The organism is Vibrio sp. 2-Bac 85 (genome assembly GCF_037546705.1).
Lineage (GTDB): Bacteria > Pseudomonadota > Gammaproteobacteria > Enterobacterales > Psychromonadaceae > Psychromonas.
The window spans coordinates 86057-105242 of record NZ_JALAAB010000017.1 but is presented as its reverse complement, the minus strand read 5'-3'; the positions used below and the strand labels follow the sequence as shown (position 1 = coordinate 105242).

Annotated in this window: 15 protein-coding genes and 3 tRNA genes; 3 read left to right on the top strand and 15 right to left on the bottom strand. The window is 37.7% G+C overall.

Annotation, left to right across the window (positions count from 1 at the left end; genetic code table 11):
- Position 1: 1 nt before the first annotated feature.
- The 4 genes from MT390_RS16065 to MT390_RS16050 form a co-directional block, all read right to left on the bottom strand.
- Positions 2-961, bottom strand: a complete 960-nt coding sequence (locus tag MT390_RS16065) for an ABC transporter substrate-binding protein (protein WP_166372188.1) — start codon at positions 959-961, stop codon at positions 2-4.
- A gap of 443 nt (positions 962-1404) precedes the next feature.
- Entirely contained in the window at positions 1405-1674 is a 270-nt protein-coding gene (gene rpsO / locus MT390_RS16060; RefSeq protein ID WP_028870486.1) for a 30S ribosomal protein S15, read from the bottom strand.
- Between the two features lie 356 nt (positions 1675-2030).
- Positions 2031-4448: an ABC transporter permease gene (locus MT390_RS16055; RefSeq protein ID WP_499442103.1), complete on the bottom strand. Its 2418-nt coding sequence runs from the start codon at positions 4446-4448 to the stop codon at positions 2031-2033.
- Positions 4445-5131 carry an ABC transporter ATP-binding protein gene (locus MT390_RS16050; protein WP_499442102.1) on the bottom strand — a complete coding sequence of 229 codons (687 nt, stop codon included), beginning with the start codon at positions 5129-5131 and terminating at the stop codon, positions 4445-4447. Before MT390_RS16050 ends, MT390_RS16055 begins: the two co-directional genes overlap by 4 nt.
- Between MT390_RS16050 and tesA the strand changes: the two genes are divergently transcribed.
- Both tesA and MT390_RS16040 read left to right on the top strand, forming a co-directional pair.
- Entirely contained in the window at positions 5130-5732 is a 603-nt protein-coding gene (gene tesA / locus MT390_RS16045; RefSeq protein WP_499442100.1) for a multifunctional acyl-CoA thioesterase I/protease I/lysophospholipase L1, read from the top strand. The two genes, MT390_RS16050 and tesA, sit on opposite strands and share 2 nt — an antisense overlap.
- Positions 5733-6095: 363 nt before the next feature.
- Positions 6096-6971: a DMT family transporter gene (locus tag MT390_RS16040; RefSeq protein WP_499442099.1), complete on the top strand. Its 876-nt coding sequence runs from the start codon at positions 6096-6098 to the stop codon at positions 6969-6971.
- A gap of 221 nt (positions 6972-7192) precedes the next feature.
- Here the strand turns inward: MT390_RS16040 and MT390_RS16035 are convergent, their stop codons facing one another.
- The 11 genes from MT390_RS16035 to grpE form a co-directional block, all read right to left on the bottom strand.
- Entirely contained in the window at positions 7193-7885 is a 693-nt protein-coding gene (locus MT390_RS16035) for a PEP-CTERM sorting domain-containing protein (protein ID WP_499442098.1), read from the bottom strand.
- 1257 nt (positions 7886-9142) lie between these two features.
- Positions 9143-9228 (bottom strand) — tRNA-Leu (locus MT390_RS16030).
- A gap of 11 nt (positions 9229-9239) precedes the next feature.
- A tRNA-Cys gene (locus MT390_RS16025) sits at positions 9240-9313 on the bottom strand.
- An 8-nt stretch (positions 9314-9321) separates the two neighbouring features.
- Positions 9322-9397, bottom strand: a tRNA-Gly gene (locus MT390_RS16020).
- A gap of 161 nt (positions 9398-9558) precedes the next feature.
- Positions 9559-10113 carry a CDP-diacylglycerol--glycerol-3-phosphate 3-phosphatidyltransferase gene (gene pgsA / locus MT390_RS16015; RefSeq protein WP_166372184.1) on the bottom strand — a complete coding sequence of 185 codons (555 nt, stop codon included), beginning with the start codon at positions 10111-10113 and terminating at the stop codon, positions 9559-9561.
- A gap of 422 nt (positions 10114-10535) precedes the next feature.
- Positions 10536-10625, bottom strand: a complete 90-nt coding sequence (locus MT390_RS16010) for a hypothetical protein (protein ID WP_499442097.1) — start codon at positions 10623-10625, stop codon at positions 10536-10538.
- An 81-nt stretch (positions 10626-10706) separates the two neighbouring features.
- Positions 10707-12539, bottom strand: a complete 1833-nt coding sequence (gene uvrC, locus MT390_RS16005; RefSeq protein WP_499442096.1) for an excinuclease ABC subunit UvrC — start codon at positions 12537-12539, stop codon at positions 10707-10709.
- A 112-nt stretch (positions 12540-12651) separates the two neighbouring features.
- Positions 12652-13296, bottom strand: a complete 645-nt coding sequence (gene uvrY, locus MT390_RS16000) for a UvrY/SirA/GacA family response regulator transcription factor (protein WP_028868868.1) — start codon at positions 13294-13296, stop codon at positions 12652-12654.
- A 630-nt stretch (positions 13297-13926) separates the two neighbouring features.
- Entirely contained in the window at positions 13927-15048 is a 1122-nt protein-coding gene (gene dnaJ / locus MT390_RS15995; RefSeq protein WP_166372181.1) for a molecular chaperone DnaJ, read from the bottom strand.
- 103 nt (positions 15049-15151) lie between these two features.
- Positions 15152-17071 (bottom strand): molecular chaperone DnaK, encoded by a 1920-nt coding sequence (dnaK, locus tag MT390_RS15990; protein ID WP_299668852.1) that lies wholly within the window; start codon positions 17069-17071, stop codon positions 15152-15154.
- Between the two features lie 412 nt (positions 17072-17483).
- Positions 17484-18092 (bottom strand): nucleotide exchange factor GrpE, encoded by a 609-nt coding sequence (grpE, locus tag MT390_RS15985; RefSeq protein WP_166372179.1) that lies wholly within the window; start codon positions 18090-18092, stop codon positions 17484-17486.
- A 140-nt stretch (positions 18093-18232) separates the two neighbouring features.
- Between grpE and nadK the strand changes: the two genes are divergently transcribed.
- A complete protein-coding gene (gene nadK, locus MT390_RS15980; RefSeq protein ID WP_166372178.1) occupies positions 18233-19132 on the top strand; it encodes an NAD(+) kinase in 900 nt (299 codons plus the stop codon).
- Positions 19133-19186: the final 54 nt, after the last annotated feature.

Here is a 19186-nt window from a genome sequence, read left to right as displayed (position 1 = left end):
CTTATTTAATAACTTTAGTTGCACGAGCAAGTACAGCAGCAGGTACTTCTATACCCATTTTTGCAGCCATTTTAGGGTTAACATAAAGGTCAGTTCCTTGCGCCATTTTGACATCAATTGAACCGGCTTTTTCACCTTTCAGAATACGCACAACGATATCACCCGTTTGACGACCTAAATCGAAGTAGTTGTAACCAACAGCGGCAACAGCACCACGCGCTACGGTATCTGTATCACCAGCAAAAACAGGGATTTGCGCATCGATACCCACTTTAATAACGGATTCAACAGCACTAATAATTGTATTATCAATTGGGCAGTAAATAGCATCTACTTTACCAACCAGTTGTTTTGTTGCGATCATTACGTCCGCAGATTTTGGCGCTGCAGATTCAATCACTTCAATGCCCATTTCCGCTGCTGCAATCTTTAATGCAGCGACACTTGATACTGAATTTGCTTCACCTGGATTGTAAGGTACACCGACTGTTTTTAAGTTAGGTACAAACTCTTTGATCAAGGCTAAATGTTGTCTCACATTCACCATGTCAGATAAACCCGTAACATTACTACCAGGCTGTTTTAAAGTAGGTACTAATTTAGCACCAATCGGATCCGTTACCGCAGAAAATACAACAGGGATATTACGACTTACACTCACAGCGGCTTGGGCTGAAGGTGTTGCAATCGCAACAATCACATCAGGTTCATCACCGACCATTTTACGAGCAATTTGTGCAGCAATAGCAGGTTGACCCTGAGCACTTTCGTAAGTGAATTTTAATTCGTCACCCGTGTAGCCATTTTCTTCTAATACTAATTTAACACCGTCTCGAACTGCATCTAGTGCAGGGTGTTCAACAATCGCTGTGGTTGCAACATAAACAGGTTTAGCTTGCAAACCTGTAGAGATGACTGCAGCAGCCAGTAAAGTACTTTTAATAATTGAATTTAGCTTCATAATTTAATCCCTTAGGTAATAGCAACCATAATAAATAAGTATTCTATTTATGACTAGAATCACGTATTTAATATAATCGATATAAGCTTTGTGTATAGAAGAGTTGATGTCATACCAATCAATAAACTTAAGATATTTATTTTCATTTGGCGTTAATATATTGAGCTTAACGGTACCAGTTAACTTCAATATTACCAAGTACCTATTGAAATACCTATGGGTAAAATGGTTAGTAGATCACTGTAATATTCTAATGTTCTTGTTAAGGCTAAGTCGACCGTTTTATTGTCTTAATTTAAGATCAAAAATATCTATGTTGATCATAAAAAATAGGACTTAAATTTTGTTTATTTGATAACAGGTAAATTTATCTATCAATTTACCTGAACACAAACAAAAAAAGAGCCCTTAGGCTCTTTTTGAAATCAGTGTTTAAGTCGAAATTAACGACGTAGACCTAATTCTGCGATTAATGCTGTGTAAGCTGCAACATTTTTACGCTTTAAGTAGTCAAGTAATTTACGACGTTGACTAACCATGCGTAATAGACCACGACGGCTGTGGTGATCATGGATGTGCTCTTTGAAATGGCCTTGAAGGTGGTTGATTTGTACTGTGTACAATGCAACTTGAACTTCAGGTGAACCAGTATCGCCTTCTGCGCGACCAAATTTTGCTACAATCTCAGCTTTCTGTTCTGCACTTAGTGACATAACGTACTCCGATATTTTGTGGTTATGTGAATAACCTATTTTAATTATTACTGCCGATCACTAATTCAGCAGTAAAGTGAAGGCCGAAGTTTACGGACTTTTCGACTTAGGTGCAACTATAAAACACGCTTATTTTAGTGCAATGATCCTTTATTAAAAAATAACTTCAACTCAATACAATGAAAGCCCTTCAGGATAATAATTTTTGCTTTATTGCTAGAAAAAATACTGCGACTAATCAGCAGCCGACTGGTAGCCAGCAATGATTCTTCTCAGTAATACTTGTACATATAGCCACGCTGTAAATATAACCACACTATAACGCTCATAATGTGGCTATATATTGCACGCTAAACCTATCTTAAAGGTTTCAATAGCTCTTTAATCACTGTACTTAAACTTAAAAATACAATTAATACCGCTAAAAGAGGAAGAACTAACCACATGCTCGGATGGAGTTGTATCGGTAATTCAAATCCCCAGGTCATTAAACTTGCTAATATAATCTCTGCGGCAATAGCGGCGACAAAACCAGCACTAACCGCTAACAAACCATATTCAGCCCATAAGGTATGGCTAATGCGTTTTTTGCTTGCGCCTAAAGTACGATATAAGGTGATCTCTCTTTTACGTTCGCTCAAGCTTAGACGCAATAAGGTAAAGATTAATAAGATCCCCGCCATCACACCTAAGGCAGCAAGGCCAGTCAAAGACCATGAGATTTGTCTTAATAACCCCTGTATTTTATCGGCCATGGTACGCAGATCTAATAACGTCACCGTTGGGTATGAACGTGCAAGTTCATTAACTAATGGCGTTTGATCTTGTCCGGCTCTAAAGCTCACCATCCACGTAGTTGGCAAATCAGCAATCACGTCTTCGCTAAAAATAAACACAAAGTTAGGTTTTAAACTTTGCCACTCCACCGCACGAATAGAATTAACCGTCGCCGTAAAGGGTTGGCTATTTACTTCAAAAGTAAGCTTATCACCTAAGGTAACCCCTAATTCACTGGCAACCTCCTGTTCAATAGAAACGGTTTTTTCTCCCGTCCATTCTCCAGCAATCACTTCGTTATAGACAGGTAACTGTTTCGCCCAAGTAAAGTTAATTTCACGTTTTAGAATACGCACGTCTTTATTTTGGTAAACAGCGAGTTCGGTAGTGCTGACTTCGTTGATATCCGTAATTCGGCCTCTAATAATTGCAAAAGCTTCACTACGTGGTAATTGCAGTTGATCGATCTGTTGTAAGTAACCTTGCTGTTGTTCAGGGCTAATGTTAATAGCAAATACATTGGGTGCATCGGCAGCTAACGTCTGCTCCCAGTCCCCTAATAGGTCACTTTTAATTAACCAGATTAATGCCACCAGCATCAATGAACCCGATAAAGCAGCCAATTGCATCATGCTATTTTTAGGTGAACGGTTGATACGACTTAACGCTAAACTAAATGCAGCACGCCATTTCAATTTACCTAGCGCTTTTAATAACCCGTAACTGAGTGATGCGAGTAAAACAAATAACACCAATAAACCAATTAACACCATCCATACTAATTTATTACTACCATAAAATACCACCAAGGCAGTGATCGGTAAGAGTAGTAACCACCAACTCGTTTTTGAATAACGTGTGGTCACCTGTTGTTGAATAACACTAATTGCAGGTGCATCTAACAGACGAGTTAAGGGGATCAATAATGCAGGCAAACCAATACAGAGTGCCACACCGATAGCAAACATAAATGGTTGTAAGCCAACAGTTGGTAATTGTTTAGGTAAAATATCAACCAATGGTAGGCGTAATAAGAACTCTAGTAATAATCCAGCAGCACTACCAACAACAAAAGCAACTACAAACATGATCAGCACTTGTGTACTTAACCACACTCGTAACCAAGCGCGACTAGCCCCCATACTTTTTAACATGGAGACGGTTTCGCTACGATTTCGAGCATAATGTAAACAAGTTAGGATCAAGGTAACGGCAGCCATTAAGATCACCATCAAGATGGTTAATGATAAATACTGCTTAGCTTTTTCCATTAATCCGGCAGCACGACTTTCTTTACTTTGATCAACCCAAGATTCACCTGCTTGTAATTCATAATCCTGTTGCAATTTGGCTAATGTGCTTAAGTCTCCGTTAATAAATAACCGGTAGCGTACACGGCTCCCAACCTGCACTGCGCCCGTTTTATCCAGATCGCTGGCATGAATAAATAGATTAGGAATGCTGTTGAAAGGGTTATAAGCTAATTCAGGCTCATCTTTAATTAATCCGGTAATAGTTAAATCTGCATCACCAATGGCTAAGGTCTCACCTATTTCAGCATCTAAAAGAGACAGTAAACGTGGCGCGATCCATAATTCTCCAGGGTTCACATGATGCGAGATGTAATTGCTTTTATTGGTTAAATTTAATGCACCTCGTAGTGGATAACTAGCTTCAACACTTTTAACTGTTACCAACTGCATTTTCAGATCACTAAATGCCATGGTCTGGAATCGACTTTGCGATGAAACCGTTAATCCAGCTTGCTTGGCCTGTTCTACCAAGGCATCGGGAATAGGATTAGAGGAACGAAATACGAGATCTGCAGCTAATAAAGAGCGACCTTGGTTAGTCATCACTTTTTCAACACGTAACGCCAGTGTTGATAAAGCAACCACACAGGCAATAATGAGTGTTAATGCCACCATTACTGGCCATAATTGCCCAAACCAGATCTCTCGCCAGCTCCAGCTTATTATCATTTTATTGGTTTTCATTCACTTTCCTGACATTGCCCATCGTTAATAATCAGCGTGCGTTGGCAACGCTTAGCGAGGTTTGCATCGTGGGTCACTAAAATCAGTGTTGTCCCCTGCTCTTGATTCATTTTAAACAACAGCTCAATAATATTTTGTGCGGTTTGTTGGTCTAAATTGCCCGTAGGTTCATCGGCAAAAAGAACTTTAGGCTCCGTGACAAAAGCACGTGCCAAAGCTACACGCTGTTGCTCCCCACCTGAAAGCTGTGTGGGTAAGTGAGTTTCACGACCTGTTAAGCCAACTTCTTTTAAAAGTTGTTTGGCTTTTTGGTTATTACTGCTTTCATCTTCACTACCACGTAATACCATCGGTAAAGTGACATTTTGTAATGCATTCAAAGAGGGAATGAGTAAGAAGTTCTGAAACACAAAACCAATTGATTCACTACGAATTTTAGCTCTTTGTTCATCGTCCATAGCTGAAATTTCTGAATCTAAGAGAGTGATCGAACCTGATGTAGGTTGGTCTAGCCCTGCAAGTAAACTCATCAAAGTTGACTTACCGGCACCCGAGGTTCCCATAATAGCAACCGATTCACCGGCATTGATGTTAAAGGAAATCCCCTTTAGGATAGATAGTTCGTTATCATTACTTATTACTGATTTAGTAATATTCTTAACACTTATAATGGATTGACTCATGATTAAACTCGTTTCCTTATTATTCTCATTGCTATTTTCGTCTTTGGTTTACAGTAACACGTTACTGATTGTAGGAGATAGCCTAAGTGCCGGTTACCAAATGCCAGTGGAGAAAAGCTGGCCAGTGTTATTACCTGAACAATTAAAACAAAAAAATCAAGAAATTACCGTTGTAAATGCCAGTATTTCTGGAGATACAAGCGGTAATGGATTAGCACGTATACCGGCTTTATTAAAAAAGCATCAACCTGATTTTGTTTTAATTGAATTGGGAGCAAATGATGGATTACGTGGTTTTTCACCCACTATTGTTAGTAATAATTTAAGCATTATTATTGATAATATCCAAGCACAAAATGCACAACCCATTTTAATGCAAATTCGAGTCCCAACTAATTACGGCAAACGCTATAGTGAGGCTTTTTCTAGTATTTATCCTGCCTTAAGCGAACAGAAAAATGTACCACTGATGCCCTTCTTTTTAGAGCATGTGATCACTAAACCTGAATGGATGATGCGTGATGGTTTACACCCAAAAGTTATTGCTCAACCTTGGATAGCAGAATTTATTGCAACCGAACTAGGCAAAATCATTAAATGATACTCAGCTAGCTAACAATAAGATCACTTAGCTAGCGATATTACTATACCCGTTATCATCCAAGGTAAAAAAATCAGCAAGCCCAAATGTAAAGGTATTTTAAATTTGAAAAGAAGCGCTAACGGCTCTTAATAAATAAGTGAAAACATTTGACTAATCAAAGCACTAAATAAAAGTAACAATAATTTAACAAAAAAGTGTTCAAAATCACAAGGTTGATTTTAAGTTATTCAAAAATTTAGCTTTTTAAAGTAAAAGTAATTTGAAATTAAAATGAGGCGGGAATAAAAACTTTCAAATTAAAGTCTCTCCGTATTAATACCATCAAATGTCTAACAGAGGCATCCCATAGAGTAACCCGCCATGATCAAAAACCAAAAAACCGCCACGCTATTTGCGCTACTTGCAGTATTGATGTGGTCGACAGTTGCCACTGCGTTTAAGATAACTTTAACTTACTTTAGTGCATTACAAATGCTGCTTGTAGCCAGCTTGGTCAGTAGCTTAGTTTTGCTATTTATTTGTTATCGACAACATAAAATCACTTTACTTAAAACGAGTTTTTTTAAAAGACCCTATTTCTATCTTTTAATGGGTGCAATTAATCCATTTTTATATTATTTACTGCTTTTCCAAGCCTATGATTTATTGCCTGCGCAACAAGCACAATCACTAAATTATACTTGGGCGATCACCCTCTCGTTATTAGCCGTGCCAGTACTAGGGCAAAAATTACGTAGAAATGACATTATCGCCATTACCTTAGGGTATTTAGGAGCATTGGTTATTGCCACCAAAGGCAATCTATTAGCGCTTGATTTTGAAAGCCCTACAGGTGTTGTTTTGGCTTTATTAAGCACTATCCTATGGGCCTGTTATTGGATATTTAATAGTAAGAATGATGCTGACTCAATGATTGCTTTATTATTATGCTTTTTATGTAGTTTACCCATGGTATTACTGACAGTAATAATATTCGATGATATCAATATCACTGCTTGGCAAGGTTGGTTGGGGGCAACTTACATCGGTCTATTTGAAATGGGTCTGGCTTTTGTGGCTTGGTTAACCGCACTTAAATACGCAGAAAGTACCAGTAAAATAAGTAATTTAATTTTTATCTCGCCCTTTGTTTCTTTACTGCTATTAAGTCAAATCATTGGAGAAACTATCTATCCTGCAACTATCATTGGGTTAGTCTTGATAATCACAGGGCTACTGATCCAGAAAAAGGCTTAGCCGCGCAAATACATCGCAAAAACTAAGTTTATGTTATGTCTGCCATTAATGTTTTTTAAGAAACCTCAACACAAAAGAAAAACGGGCTAAAACAAAAAAAGCACCAATCACAAGGATTGATGCTTTTTTAAAAGGCTATTTTATTAAACGACTTAATTACATTAGCTAATAATATCTAATAGTAATAATACCTAAAAATCGATCTAGGTATTGATTAAACATTATTTTTTCGCTTTACGTGATAATGAAAAACCAACTAACGCTAAGCCGAGAATAGCAATAGTGCTTGGTGCAGGCACATCAACAACTAATGATGCGTTATTAAATCCAGCGCCTTGGAAAACAGGCTCTTCACCAAAAAGAACAAAACCATTGTTTTCTGAGTCGCCGTTTACCCAACCTTGGATAATACTAGTAACATCAACACTGTAAGTGCCAAATGAATCTGTTTTAACGTTACCTAGAGCAACAGACTGGCTAGTTGATGAATTTGCGTATTCAAACAAAGGTAAAGAACCAGAAGCATCGCTCCATGCACTTTCAACTTGTCCTAATAAAACACTTAAGTCATTAATAGTATTAAGACGAGAAACAAAATCAATTTCAAACAATGCAGAGAACGTTGAAGCATTAACGACATCTGACGTTAAGTTACTTAAATCAAAATCAATAAAAGTGGCAATACGTAAGCCTCCCTGAGATTGATTACCTCGCTCACGTGCAATAATTTCAGTATTAGATAATGAACCACTATTAACAGAACCAGCTGAATTAAGGTCACCGTCTAATGAAACACTAACGATAGTATCTGGTGTTGAAGTAATCAAAGAAGCTTGTGCCGTTGTCGATATTAATGCTGACATTAAGCAAAAACTAGTTGTTACAGCAATCAATAATCTTTTTGAAGTTAACATATTATATTATCCTTTTAATTATTACCGTCATAAGTAGGTAATGCATACACTATTATTAGGTATCTCTAAAAGAGTATAAAGCATAATTCGTGCCGTTATATATATCTGTTTATTTTCAATAAGATAATTAAATTAACTCGTTGAGATTAACTTATATAGTAAAATAATCCGACACCTATTTCGGGCTATTTTTCAATTTTATGCAATAAAAACTATATTAAACCTGTTTTAATGTAAAAATAATCGACACTATGTGACTAGATAAAGCAACTGATTAACTACCAACTTACCTTCCAAGCGCTACAGCCTTGCAAAAAAGAAACCTACACAGCTAAAACCTACAAATTTTAGGCATGTCTAATAGCGTATTCTTTATTAAACAATAATTTATTTCACAACACTTATATCAAATTGTTCTATTTTGATAAAACAGTCCACTAAATAAAGCCATTAATAACGTTATTAGAGAAAAACATATTGCCAACCACTTACTTAATAAACAAAAAAACTGCTTGAGATCTATTTAAATAACCCAATCAGGATATTTAAACCAACAACAACGAATTGAGTTAGATTGATGAGTTATTAATATTATTTAAGGAGCTCAAAATAAGGAAGAGAGTAACAAAGACAATAAATTAGGATCTTGAATTTTAGATAAAGAAGAGGCTTAAATTTTAGATATAGAAAAATTAGCTTTAAGCTTGTTCTTTTATGAAAATTCTTTCTTGGAATGGACTTGAACCGCCACGACCAGAATTAGATGCGGGGATTTTAATATCAAAGAGCCGATATATTAGAGACTCAAATTTTAGATATAAAAAAACCAGCTATAAGCTGGTTCTTTTATGAAATTGGTGCCCGGAGACGGACTTGAACCGTCACGACCAGAATTAGATGCGGGGATTTTAATATCAAAGAGCCGATATATTAGAGACTCAAATTTTAGATATAAAAGAACCAGCTATAAGCTGGTTCTTTTATGAAATTGGTGTCCGGAGACGGACTTGAACCGTCACGACCAGAATTAGATGCGGGGATTTTAATATCAAAGAGCCGATATATTAGAGACTCAAATTTTAGATATAAAAAAACCAGCTATAAGCTGGTTATTTTATGAAATTGGTGCCCGGAGACGGACTTGAACCGTCACGACCAGAATTAGATGCGGGGATTTTAATATCAAAGAGCCGATATATTAGAGACTCAAATTTTAGATATAAAAAAACCAGCTATAAGCTGGTTCTTTTATGAAATTGGTGCCCGGAGACGGACTTGAACCGTCACGACCATAAGTCGAGGGATTTTAAATCCCTTGTGTCTACCGATTTCACCACCCGGGCAAAGATTGTAATGGAGGCGGAACCCGGAGTCGAACCGAGGTGGATGGATTTGCAATCCACTGCATGGCCACTCTGCCATTCCGCCAAAACATTTGGAGCGGTACACGAGACTCGAACTCGTGACCCCGACCTTGGCAAGGTCGTGCTCTACCAACTGAGCTAGTACCGCATCACTATGTTTATCTCAAGAAGAAGCAGTAACTGTTTCCCCTCTCGATGTGTGCGCATTCTAATGATTCTTCACAATGAGTCAATAGATATTATCGACTTTTTTACTTCTTTTAGGTTGTTCGACGTTTTTTTAGACGAAGCGTTTAGATATTCAGCAATTTACAGCTCATTACTCTTTTTTAATAAAGGCCATGCCGCTGCAAGATAAACAATCATCGACCATAGCGTTAATGCCGTTGCCACATATAAGAAAGTAAAGCCTACCCATTCCATTTCTATCGAGTGTTGCCAAATTAACAAAAATAACGCTAACATTTGCGATGCGGTTTTAATTTTACCAATAGATGAAACAGCAACACTTGCTCGCTCACCCAACTCAGCCATCCATTCACGTAATGCAGAAATAATAATTTCGCGGCCAATCATAATCATTGCAGGTACTGTTATCCAAATAACCGAATAATGTTCAACAATCATTACCAATGCAACGGACACCATGATTTTGTCTGCAACGGGATCTAAAAATGCGCCAAAGGGTGTTTGTTGATTTAAACGACGCGCTAAATAACCATCTAACCAATCTGTTACGCCTGCGAGCCAAAAAATAAAGGTGGCAAGGGGGGCTGACCAAGATATTGGTAGATAAAAGATAACTACAAATACAGGGATCAGAAGAATTCGAAAACAGGTTAATAAATTGGGAATGTTGAGCATTAAAATATCCTTTAAGGTAAGCCTGCTTATTTTTGCATTTTATGGTTTACATTTGCAAATGCTTAACTCATAAAGTAGGCAATTAATAGCAATATATTTCAGCTTACAAAATGAATCACCTCCATCTGCATTGATAAAGAGAGATAGATCAAAAAATACGGTGCATTAAATACATTACAGTAATAATGAAGATCGCACTTCGTATAGGAAATCAATGCCAGTATTTTCATTGAAGTGTATCGCGATGATGTTGCAAAATGATATTGCAAAATGATGTTCAAAAGTTAAAAGCTCTTGATTAATCGTTAAGACCTAACCCTACTTAATTTAAAAAACCTTTAACGCTTGTGTCCCTTATGAAAATTCACTATTAAACAATCAATACTAATGATGCAAGAGAGTCTAACTTTCTTTGATGATGTCTAATGATGCAAAACTTCATGAATCGTTTCGGCCAAACTTTTGCTTATTCCATTTAACTTAGCTAACTCATCAATACTCGCAGATTTCACTCCCTGTAAACCGCCGAAATGCTGAATTAAACCGTATAGCTTAGCATTTGGCGGCGTTTCACAGCTATGTACGAATCATGTCTAATGATGCAAAACTTCATGAATCGTTTCGGCCAAACTTTTGCTTATTCCATTTAACTTAGCTAACTCATCAATACTCGCAGATTTCACTCCCTGTAAGCCACCGAAATGATTGAGTAACATTTGGCGTCGTTTAGCGCCTACGCCAGCAATTCCTTCTAGCGTACTTGTACGCCTTACTTTATCTCGTTGCTGACGATGCCCCATGATAGCAAAGCGATGAGATTCATCTCGAATCTGTTGAATCAGGTGTAAGGCAGGAGAAGTACTGTCTATCTCTAATATTTCATGGCTATCAGCCAAAATAAGTGTTTCTTCACCCGCTTTACGTGCAACACCTTTAGCGATACCAATCAACAGCGGGTATTTATCGGGGAAGTTATGCTCCAGTGAGCTAACAATTGTTTCAGCTTGGCTCAATTGCCCTAAACCACCATCAATAAAGATAATATCAGGCGTTGTTTCTGCACTTTGTAAATCTTTAAAGCGACGTGCTAATACTTGCCCCATGGCCGCATAATCATCCCCAGGAGTGATCCCAGTAATATTAAAGCGACGGTAATCAGATTTTTTAGCGCCTTCACGGTTAAAGACAACACAAGAAGCCACTGTTTTTTCACCCATCATATGTGAAATATCGTAACATTCCATACGTTGAATAGGTTCGGTCAGTTCTAGTTTTTCTTCGAGCAAGTTATAACGTTGTAAGATAGATTTTTGCTGACTCAAGTGCGTGCTTAAGGCCACATTCGCATTCGTTTTAGCTAATTTAGTAAAGCGTAAGCGCTCGCCACGCATCACTATTTTAAGTTTAGTTTTATAACCACTATGCTCTGAGAACAGTTCTTCAAAAATTTCGCGGTCACTAAAATCATCACTTAATAATATTTCACGGGGAATAGCGCGACCATTTTGCCCAGATAGGTAAAATTGACTCAAAAAGCTACTAAGCACTTCTTCTTCAGAGCTATTTTTGGGCACTTTAGGAAAGTAATTACGACTACCTAATACACGCCCCTGTCGAACGAATAACATATGAATACTGGCAACACCATGCTGATAGCTAAAACCTAATACATCTAATTGTTCAACTTCACCGCTCACCCACTGTTGCTCTTGTACTTTTTTCAGGGATTGAATTTGGTCGCGTCTTACGGCGGCTTTTTCAAACTCTAGTGTTTGGCTCGCAGTCTCCATCTCATTCACTAATTCTTCAATTACATGCTGACTTTTACCCTGTAGAAAAGCGGTCGCTAAATCGACCTGATGCGCATATTCCTGCTCAGGCATCGCATTCACACAGGGCCCTAAACAACGCTTTAATTGGTATTGTAAACAAGGTCGAGAACGGTTTTTATAATAGCTATCTTCACATTGACGGATCGGAAATAACTTTTGCATTAAATGCAAACTTTCTCGTACCGCCCCACCACTTGGATAAGGACCGAAGTAAGTACCTTTGCGCTTTTTATTTTGCGAACGCACTAGGGTTAACTGCGGGTGTTTATGGTCACTTAAAAATAGATAGGGATAAGATTTATCATCACGCAGCAACACGTTATATTTAGGTTTATGCTGTTTGATGAAGTTATGCTCAAGGATCAACGCTTCCGTTTCGGTATGCGTGATAGTGACTTCAATACGAACAATATGACTCACTAAAGCCAATGTTTTAGGGTGTTTTTGAGTTAAGCTAAAATAACTGTTTAAACGTTTTTTAAGATTTTTAGCTTTACCAATGTAGATGATTTGATCTTTATCATCGAACATACGGTACACGCCAGGCTCAGTGGTCACTGTTTTTAAAAATGCATCTGAATTAAATTTGCTCATAAGCAGAATGTGGCTCACCGGTAAAGTTTAGTCGCTGATTAAGTGTAAACTGAGGATATAAAAAAGCACCTTATATTAAGGTGCTTTTTGAATTTTTTAACAAAGTATCTGTTTATAGTGTATCCGCATCCAGCATTCCATAACGAATAGCCAAATGAGTCAACTCTACATCTCCATGTACTCCTAATTTATCAAATAGACGATAGCGATAACTATTGATAGTTTTAGGGCTGAGACTTAATTGCTCAGAGATATCAACAACACGTTGTCCCTTGGTGATCATGATCATGATCTGTAGTTCGCGTTCAGACAACACACGAAATGGATCTTCATCATTAGGTGACAACTGTGATAATGCCATTTGTTGTGCGATTTCAGGCGTTAAATAACGCTGTCCTGAATGCACGATACGAATTGCATTTAACACTTCTTCAGGGCAAGCCCCCTTACTTAAATAACCAGCTGCACCTGCTTGCATTACTTTGGTTGGAAATGGATTTTCAGTATGCATGGTTAACATAATGATTTTAATATCTTCATTGATGCGCAAAATTTTATGCATCGCATCAAGTCCGCCAATACCTGGCATATTAATATCCATTAAAATTACATCTGGTTCATTACTACGGCACCACTTAACAGCGTCTTCTCCGCTTTCAGCTTCGCCAATTACTTTCATGCCTCGAACATCATCAATGATACGGCTTATCCCTGTACGAACTAATTCATGGTCATCGACCAGCAGGATATTTATCACTAAACTTCTCCGTATGAGTAAAGAATTACTCATGATACTAATATGAGCTAATACTAATTGTAATAATTAAACGTGCTATTTTAGTTGTTAAAATAGCTTAGTTTTTGGTGGTAAGTTAAATAAACGAAATAACCCTTTATAGCAACCTACACCGCAAACTAAACTATCTTTCCGCGTAAAATTTAAAACACATACATAATACAATCGGCATAACACTGATTTAACGTGCGTCATATTACCCAAGCTAAAACATATCGTATAAATAAAATGTACGATTTGTTAACCACTTAACAATTGTTACAATAGACAAGTGGCATTCGCTCCATTATATCAAACGATTTAAAGACTTAACCTGATCTTGCACCATTATGTATGCAGTTATTTTTGTCACTTGATTATTCATCTTTAGGTTCAGGAATAAAACCTAGCGCAAAAATAAACAATCAAAATAGCGCTCATTATTACAGTCTTTAAATCGAATGGTAGCCAATACTACTAGCATAAGATCGCTAAATAAAGCGCTTACCATTTGCTACTTTTTGCTAAAAACCAGCACTTTTTCAGTTAGATAATTTATTATCAGGAAAAAAAAAGGCCGCTCGAAAGCGACCTATCCTATCATAAAATAGGTTATTTACTTATATCGTCAAAAAATGTTTTTAAGCTATTCAAAAAACCTTCTGACTTAGGTTGATGCTTTTTACTACTACCTGAACCCAGTGAGTTTTCAAACTCTTTTAATAATTCACGCTGTTTGCTTGATAATTTAACTGGTGTTTCAATAGTCACTTTACACATTAAATCACCTGTAGAGTGACTACGCACTGATTTAACGCCTTTATTACGCATACGGAACATACGTCCTGTTTGCGTTTCTGCAGGTATTTTCAATTTCACGCGGCCATCTAAAGTAGGGACTTCAATTTCCCCGCCTAACGCCGCCTCTGTAAAGCTAATTGGGACTTCACAATATAAGTCATTACCGTCGCGCTCAAACACATCATGCGGACGTACATTCATCTGTACATACAAGTCACCAGCAGGTGCACCTTGTTCTCCCGCTTCACCTTCGCCGCTTAAACGGATACGGTCGCCAGTATCAACGCCGGCTGGAATTTTAACTGATAAGGTTTTACTGCGCTCGTAACGACCTTCACCGTGACACTTGTTACATGGGTCAGTGATAATTTTACCTTTACCACGACAAGTAGGACACGTTTGATTAACTGCAAAGAAACCTTGACGCATTTGCACTTGGCCTTGGCCATGACAAGTGCCACAAGTCTTAGTATCTGTGCCTTTCTTAGCGCCAGAACCATTACACTGTTCACAATGTACTAATGTTGGAATTTGGATTTCTTTAGAGATACCTTTAACGGCCTCTTCTAATGTTAGCTCCATGTTGTAGCGTAGGTCTGAACCTTGTTGAGGACGCTGCGCTCCGCCACGGCGGCCACCACCAAAAATATCTCCGAAGATATCGTCAAAACCGCCACCGCCGAAACCACCACCGCCTTGACCTTGCTGATTAACACCATCGTGACCATATTGATCAAATGCGGCTTTCTTTTGGGGATCGCTAAGAATTTCGTAAGCTTCTTTTACTTCTTTGAATTTTTCTTCTAGCGCATCATCACCTTTAGTACGATCTGGGTGGTACTTCATCGCTAAGCGTTTATAAGCTTTTTTAACTTCTTTCTCTGACGCATCTCGGCTTAAACCAAGTACCTCATAACAATCTCGTTTAGACATGGTTATTTCTCAAATCTCTGTTTATTGAAAACAAACACGCGGATTATAGATAAATCCATAACCCGCGAGTTGAAACGATCTTACTTATTTAGGGGTTACCTAATTATTTTTTCTCGTCTTTTACTTCTTCAAACTCAGCATCAACGATGTCATCATCTTGCTTAGCTTGTGCTTCTGGTTGTTCTGCACCGGCTTCACCAGCTTGTGCTTTTTGTTGAGCAACTTCAGCTAGTTTTTGTGATGCTTCAGCTAGCGCTTGAGTTTTAGTTTCAATTGCTTCTTTGTCTTCGCTTTTAATTGCAGCTTCAAGTTCAGTTAACGCAGCTTCGATTTTTTCTTTATCGTCAGCTGGTAGTGCGTCGCCTGCTTCTTCAATTTGTTTGCGAGTGCTGTGTACTAATGCATCACCTTGGTTACGTGCAGTTACCATTTCTTCGAACTTTTTATCAGCATCAGCATTTGCTTCTGCGTCATTTACCATTTTTTCAATCTCTTCATCAGATAGACCTGAGCTTGATTTAATCGTAATTTTTTGTTCTTGGTTTGTATCTTTATCTTTAGCAGATACATGCAAGATACCATCAGCATCCATATCGAATGTTACTTCGATTTGTGGTGCACCACGAGATGCAGCACGAATACCTTCTAGGTTGAATTGACCTAAAGATTTGTTATCCGCAGCACGTTTACGCTCACCTTGAAGAATGTGGATAGTTACCGCACTTTGGTTATCTTCAGCAGTTGAGAATGTTTGTGACTGTTTAGTTGGGATAGTTGTATTTTTATCAATAACTTTCGTTAATACGCCACCCATTGTTTCGATACCTAAAGATAACGGTGTAACGTCTAATAATAATACGTCAGTTTTGTCACCTGAAAGTACAGCACCTTGAATCGCCGCGCCCATTGCAACTGCTTCATCAGGGTTAACATCTTTACGTGCTGCTTTACCAAAGAACTCAGCAACTGCTGCTTGTACTAAAGGCATACGAGTTTGACCACCAACTAAGATAACATCATCGATGTCACCAACAGATAAGTCGGCATCTTTAAGTGCAATACGTAATGGCTCAAGTGTTGCTTTAACCATATCTTCAACTAAAGACTCTAATTTAGAACGAGTTACTTTAATGTTTAAATGTTTAGGACCTGATGCATCTGCAGTGATGTATGGCAGGTTGATATCAGTTTGTTGTGCAGAAGAAAGCTCGATTTTTGCTTTTTCAGCAGCTTCTTTAACACGTTGCATCGCTAGTGGATCTTTAGTTAGATCGAAGTTCTGGTCTTTTTGGAACTCTTTAACTAAGAAGTTGATTAGACGGTTATCGAAATCTTCACCACCTAAGTGCGTATCACCATTAGTTGCTAATACTTCAAATGTTTTTTCGCCATCTACTTCGTCGATTTCAATGATTGAAATATCGAAAGTACCACCACCTAAGTCGTATACAGCAACAACGCTGTCGCCTTTAGAATTGTTAACACCGTAAGCAAATGCAGCAGCCGTTGGCTCATTGATAATACGTTTAACATCTAGACCAGCGATACGGCCAGCATCTTTAGTTGCTTGACGTTGCGCATCGTTAAAGTAAGCAGGTACTGTAATTACAGCGCCAGATACTTTTTCACCTAGGTAATCTTCTGCTGTTTTTTTCATTTTTTTCAAAACTTCAGCAGAGATTTGTGGAGGCGCCATTTTATTGCCACGTGCTTCAACCCATGCATCACCGTTATCAGCTTTTACAATTTTGTAAGGCATAATTTTGATATCGCGTTGTACTTCTTCATCTTCAAAGCGACGACCGATAAGACGTTTGATAGCAAATAAAGTATTTGTTGGGTTAGTTACAGACTGACGTTTAGCAGGTTGACCTACTAAGATTTCGCCATCTTCTGCATAAGCAATGATTGAAGGAGTAGTACGTTCGCCTTCTGCATTTTCAATGATTTTAGCTACATCGCCATCCAGTACAGAAACACATGAATTCGTAGTACCTAAATCAATACCGATAATTTTACCCATTTTAACTCTCTCCACACTTGTTAATGTTGTTACTTGTTTAGTTGACTAACTGCACGCTGGCAGTGTCTGTTCGATACTTTATATATAAGGGGCTATTTTTTTGTTTCAAGGGCTACAAGCAAAAAAAATGACTTTTTTTTAAATAATGCTTATTGCAGTAAATCACTAAGCTGCCCTATTGTTTAAAAACAATGATTAAAGCGCTACATTTTTATAAAGCAACAAACAACCGCTCACTTGTCTTTAGGCATAATATTGATTTAATCAATATTATTTAAAGCAATGCCTTTAACCGCTCCTGCCTAACATTTAATAGTTAGGGCGATGTAGTCATAAAAAAAGGTGCTAAAGCACCTTTTTATTCATTTTTATTTTAGCCAATACTTTTACAAGCTTTTAGCTTTCAAAAAAATTATTCTGCAGCTTTTGAAACCACAACCATTGCTGGACGAATAACTTGACCGCCATTTAACTCATAACCTTTTTGCATAACAGCAACAACTTGGTTAGGCGCAACACCTTCAACCACTTGCATACTCATTGCTTGATGCTTTTCAGGGTTTAATGTTTCACCAATTGGGTCGATTTGTTGAATACCGATGCTTGCAATCGCTTTCAATAGTTCAGTTAAAGTCATTTCAACGCCATCAACCATAGGTTTTAAGGTTTCATTCTCTTTATCTGCGTGTTGAATTGCTAGTTCTAAGTGATCAACAACTGGCGTTAATGCATTAGCAAATGTTCTTAAAACAGATTTACGACGGTTTTCAGCGTCAATACCTGCTTTACGGATTTCATTTTGAGAGAAAGCTTGAGCACGGATCACAAGATCTTTTTGCTCTGATAATGCTTCTTCAGCCAACGCTAATTTTTTAGTTAACGTTTCAATTTGAAGAGCTTGCTCATCAACAACTTCGACAGCAACATCTTCAGTTATTGTTTCTGCATTTTGCTCGGCAGCTTCTTCGCCTAAAACGGTTTCAATTGCTTCTTCAACAGTCTTTTTTTGTTCTTCGCTCATAATTCAATCCTACTTAATATTATTTGGGTCAGTTTTATAAGCTCTATTATGGGGATAGTAATAATAGTTTCAAGCCTGTTAATAAAAACATTTATAACAGGTATACTGAAAGTCATCATTTTTTCGCAAGTAGGCATTCTATGAGTCTGGATAATCAGCAACAATCTGAATTTAAAACCATTGGGTTAATCGGCAAACCACAACACAGTGAAGCGCTACAGACACTAACTAGCCTGTATTATTTTTTAGAAGCTCGTGGTCATTCAATCATTGTTGACCTGCGTTTAGCAGATGATTTAGAGCTACCACAAATACGCTATGAAGATTTAGTGGGGATTGGCCAAAAATGCGATTTAGCGATAGTCGTCGGTGGCGATGGATATATGTTAGGCGCTGCTAGAGTGCTAGCACGATTCGATATTTCAGTGATTGGTGTAAATAGAGGTAACTTAGGTTTTTTAACGGATTTAGACCCTGATAACTTTGAACAACCACTTAGTGAGGTATTAGAAGGTAACTATCAAACTGAACATCGTTTTTTATTAGAAGCGCAAGTACATAGCCACGGCCATATGAAAAGCAGTAGTACAGCGGTTAATGAAGCAGTGTTACATCCCGATAAAATTGCACATATGATCGAATTTGAAGTATATGTTAATGATAACTTTATGATCAACCAACGTGCAGATGGTTTGATCCTATCTACACCAACCGGTTCGACGGCTTATTCTCTGTCAGGAGGCGGCCCAATTTTAACGCCAAAACTGGATGCGATTAGTTTATTACCAATGTTTCCTCACACCCTTAACAGCCGCCCTATTGTTATTGATGCCAATAGTATTGTGCGATTAAAAATGGCACAGTCTAATACGATAGAAATGCAAATCAGCTGCGACAGTCATGTTAATTTATCAGTGTTACCTGGCGATGAAGTCATTATTAAAAAGACGCAGCATAAATTGCACTTGGTGCACCCTCATAATTACAACTACTTTAACGTGCTTCAAACTAAATTTGGCTGGGGTAATAAACTGTTTTAATATATTTAACTGACTAAAAACCAGTACAGACTACCCAAGGTTTGTATTGGTTTA

Bases quoted from the DNA above. Each gene is read 5' to 3' on its own strand.
- MT390_RS16040 (WP_499442099.1), top strand. From the start codon at position 6,096: ATGATCAAAAACCAAAAAACCGCCACGCTATTTGCGCTACTTGCAGTA.
- uvrC (WP_499442096.1), bottom strand. From the start codon at position 12,539: ATGAGCAAATTTAATTCAGATGCATTTTTAAAAACAGTGACCACTGAG.
- dnaK (WP_299668852.1), bottom strand. From the start codon at position 17,071: ATGGGTAAAATTATCGGTATTGATTTAGGTACTACGAATTCATGTGTT.
- rpsO (WP_028870486.1), bottom strand. From the start codon at position 1,674: ATGTCACTAAGTGCAGAACAGAAAGCTGAGATTGTAGCAAAATTTGGT.
- MT390_RS16055 (WP_499442103.1), bottom strand. From the start codon at position 4,448: ATGAAAACCAATAAAATGATAATAAGCTGGAGCTGGCGAGAGATCTGG.
- nadK (WP_166372178.1), top strand. From the start codon at position 18,233: ATGAGTCTGGATAATCAGCAACAATCTGAATTTAAAACCATTGGGTTA.
- MT390_RS16035 (WP_499442098.1), bottom strand. From the start codon at position 7,885: ATGTTAACTTCAAAAAGATTATTGATTGCTGTAACAACTAGTTTTTGC.
- dnaJ (WP_166372181.1), bottom strand. From the start codon at position 15,048: ATGTCTAAACGAGATTGTTATGAGGTACTTGGTTTAAGCCGAGATGCG.
- MT390_RS16065 (WP_166372188.1), bottom strand. From the start codon at position 961: ATGAAGCTAAATTCAATTATTAAAAGTACTTTACTGGCTGCTGCAGTC.
- grpE (WP_166372179.1), bottom strand. From the start codon at position 18,092: ATGAGCGAAGAACAAAAAAAGACTGTTGAAGAAGCAATTGAAACCGTT.
- pgsA (WP_166372184.1), bottom strand. From the start codon at position 10,113: ATGCTCAACATTCCCAATTTATTAACCTGTTTTCGAATTCTTCTGATC.
- tesA (WP_499442100.1), top strand. From the start codon at position 5,130: ATGATTAAACTCGTTTCCTTATTATTCTCATTGCTATTTTCGTCTTTG.
- MT390_RS16050 (WP_499442102.1), bottom strand. From the start codon at position 5,131: ATGAGTCAATCCATTATAAGTGTTAAGAATATTACTAAATCAGTAATA.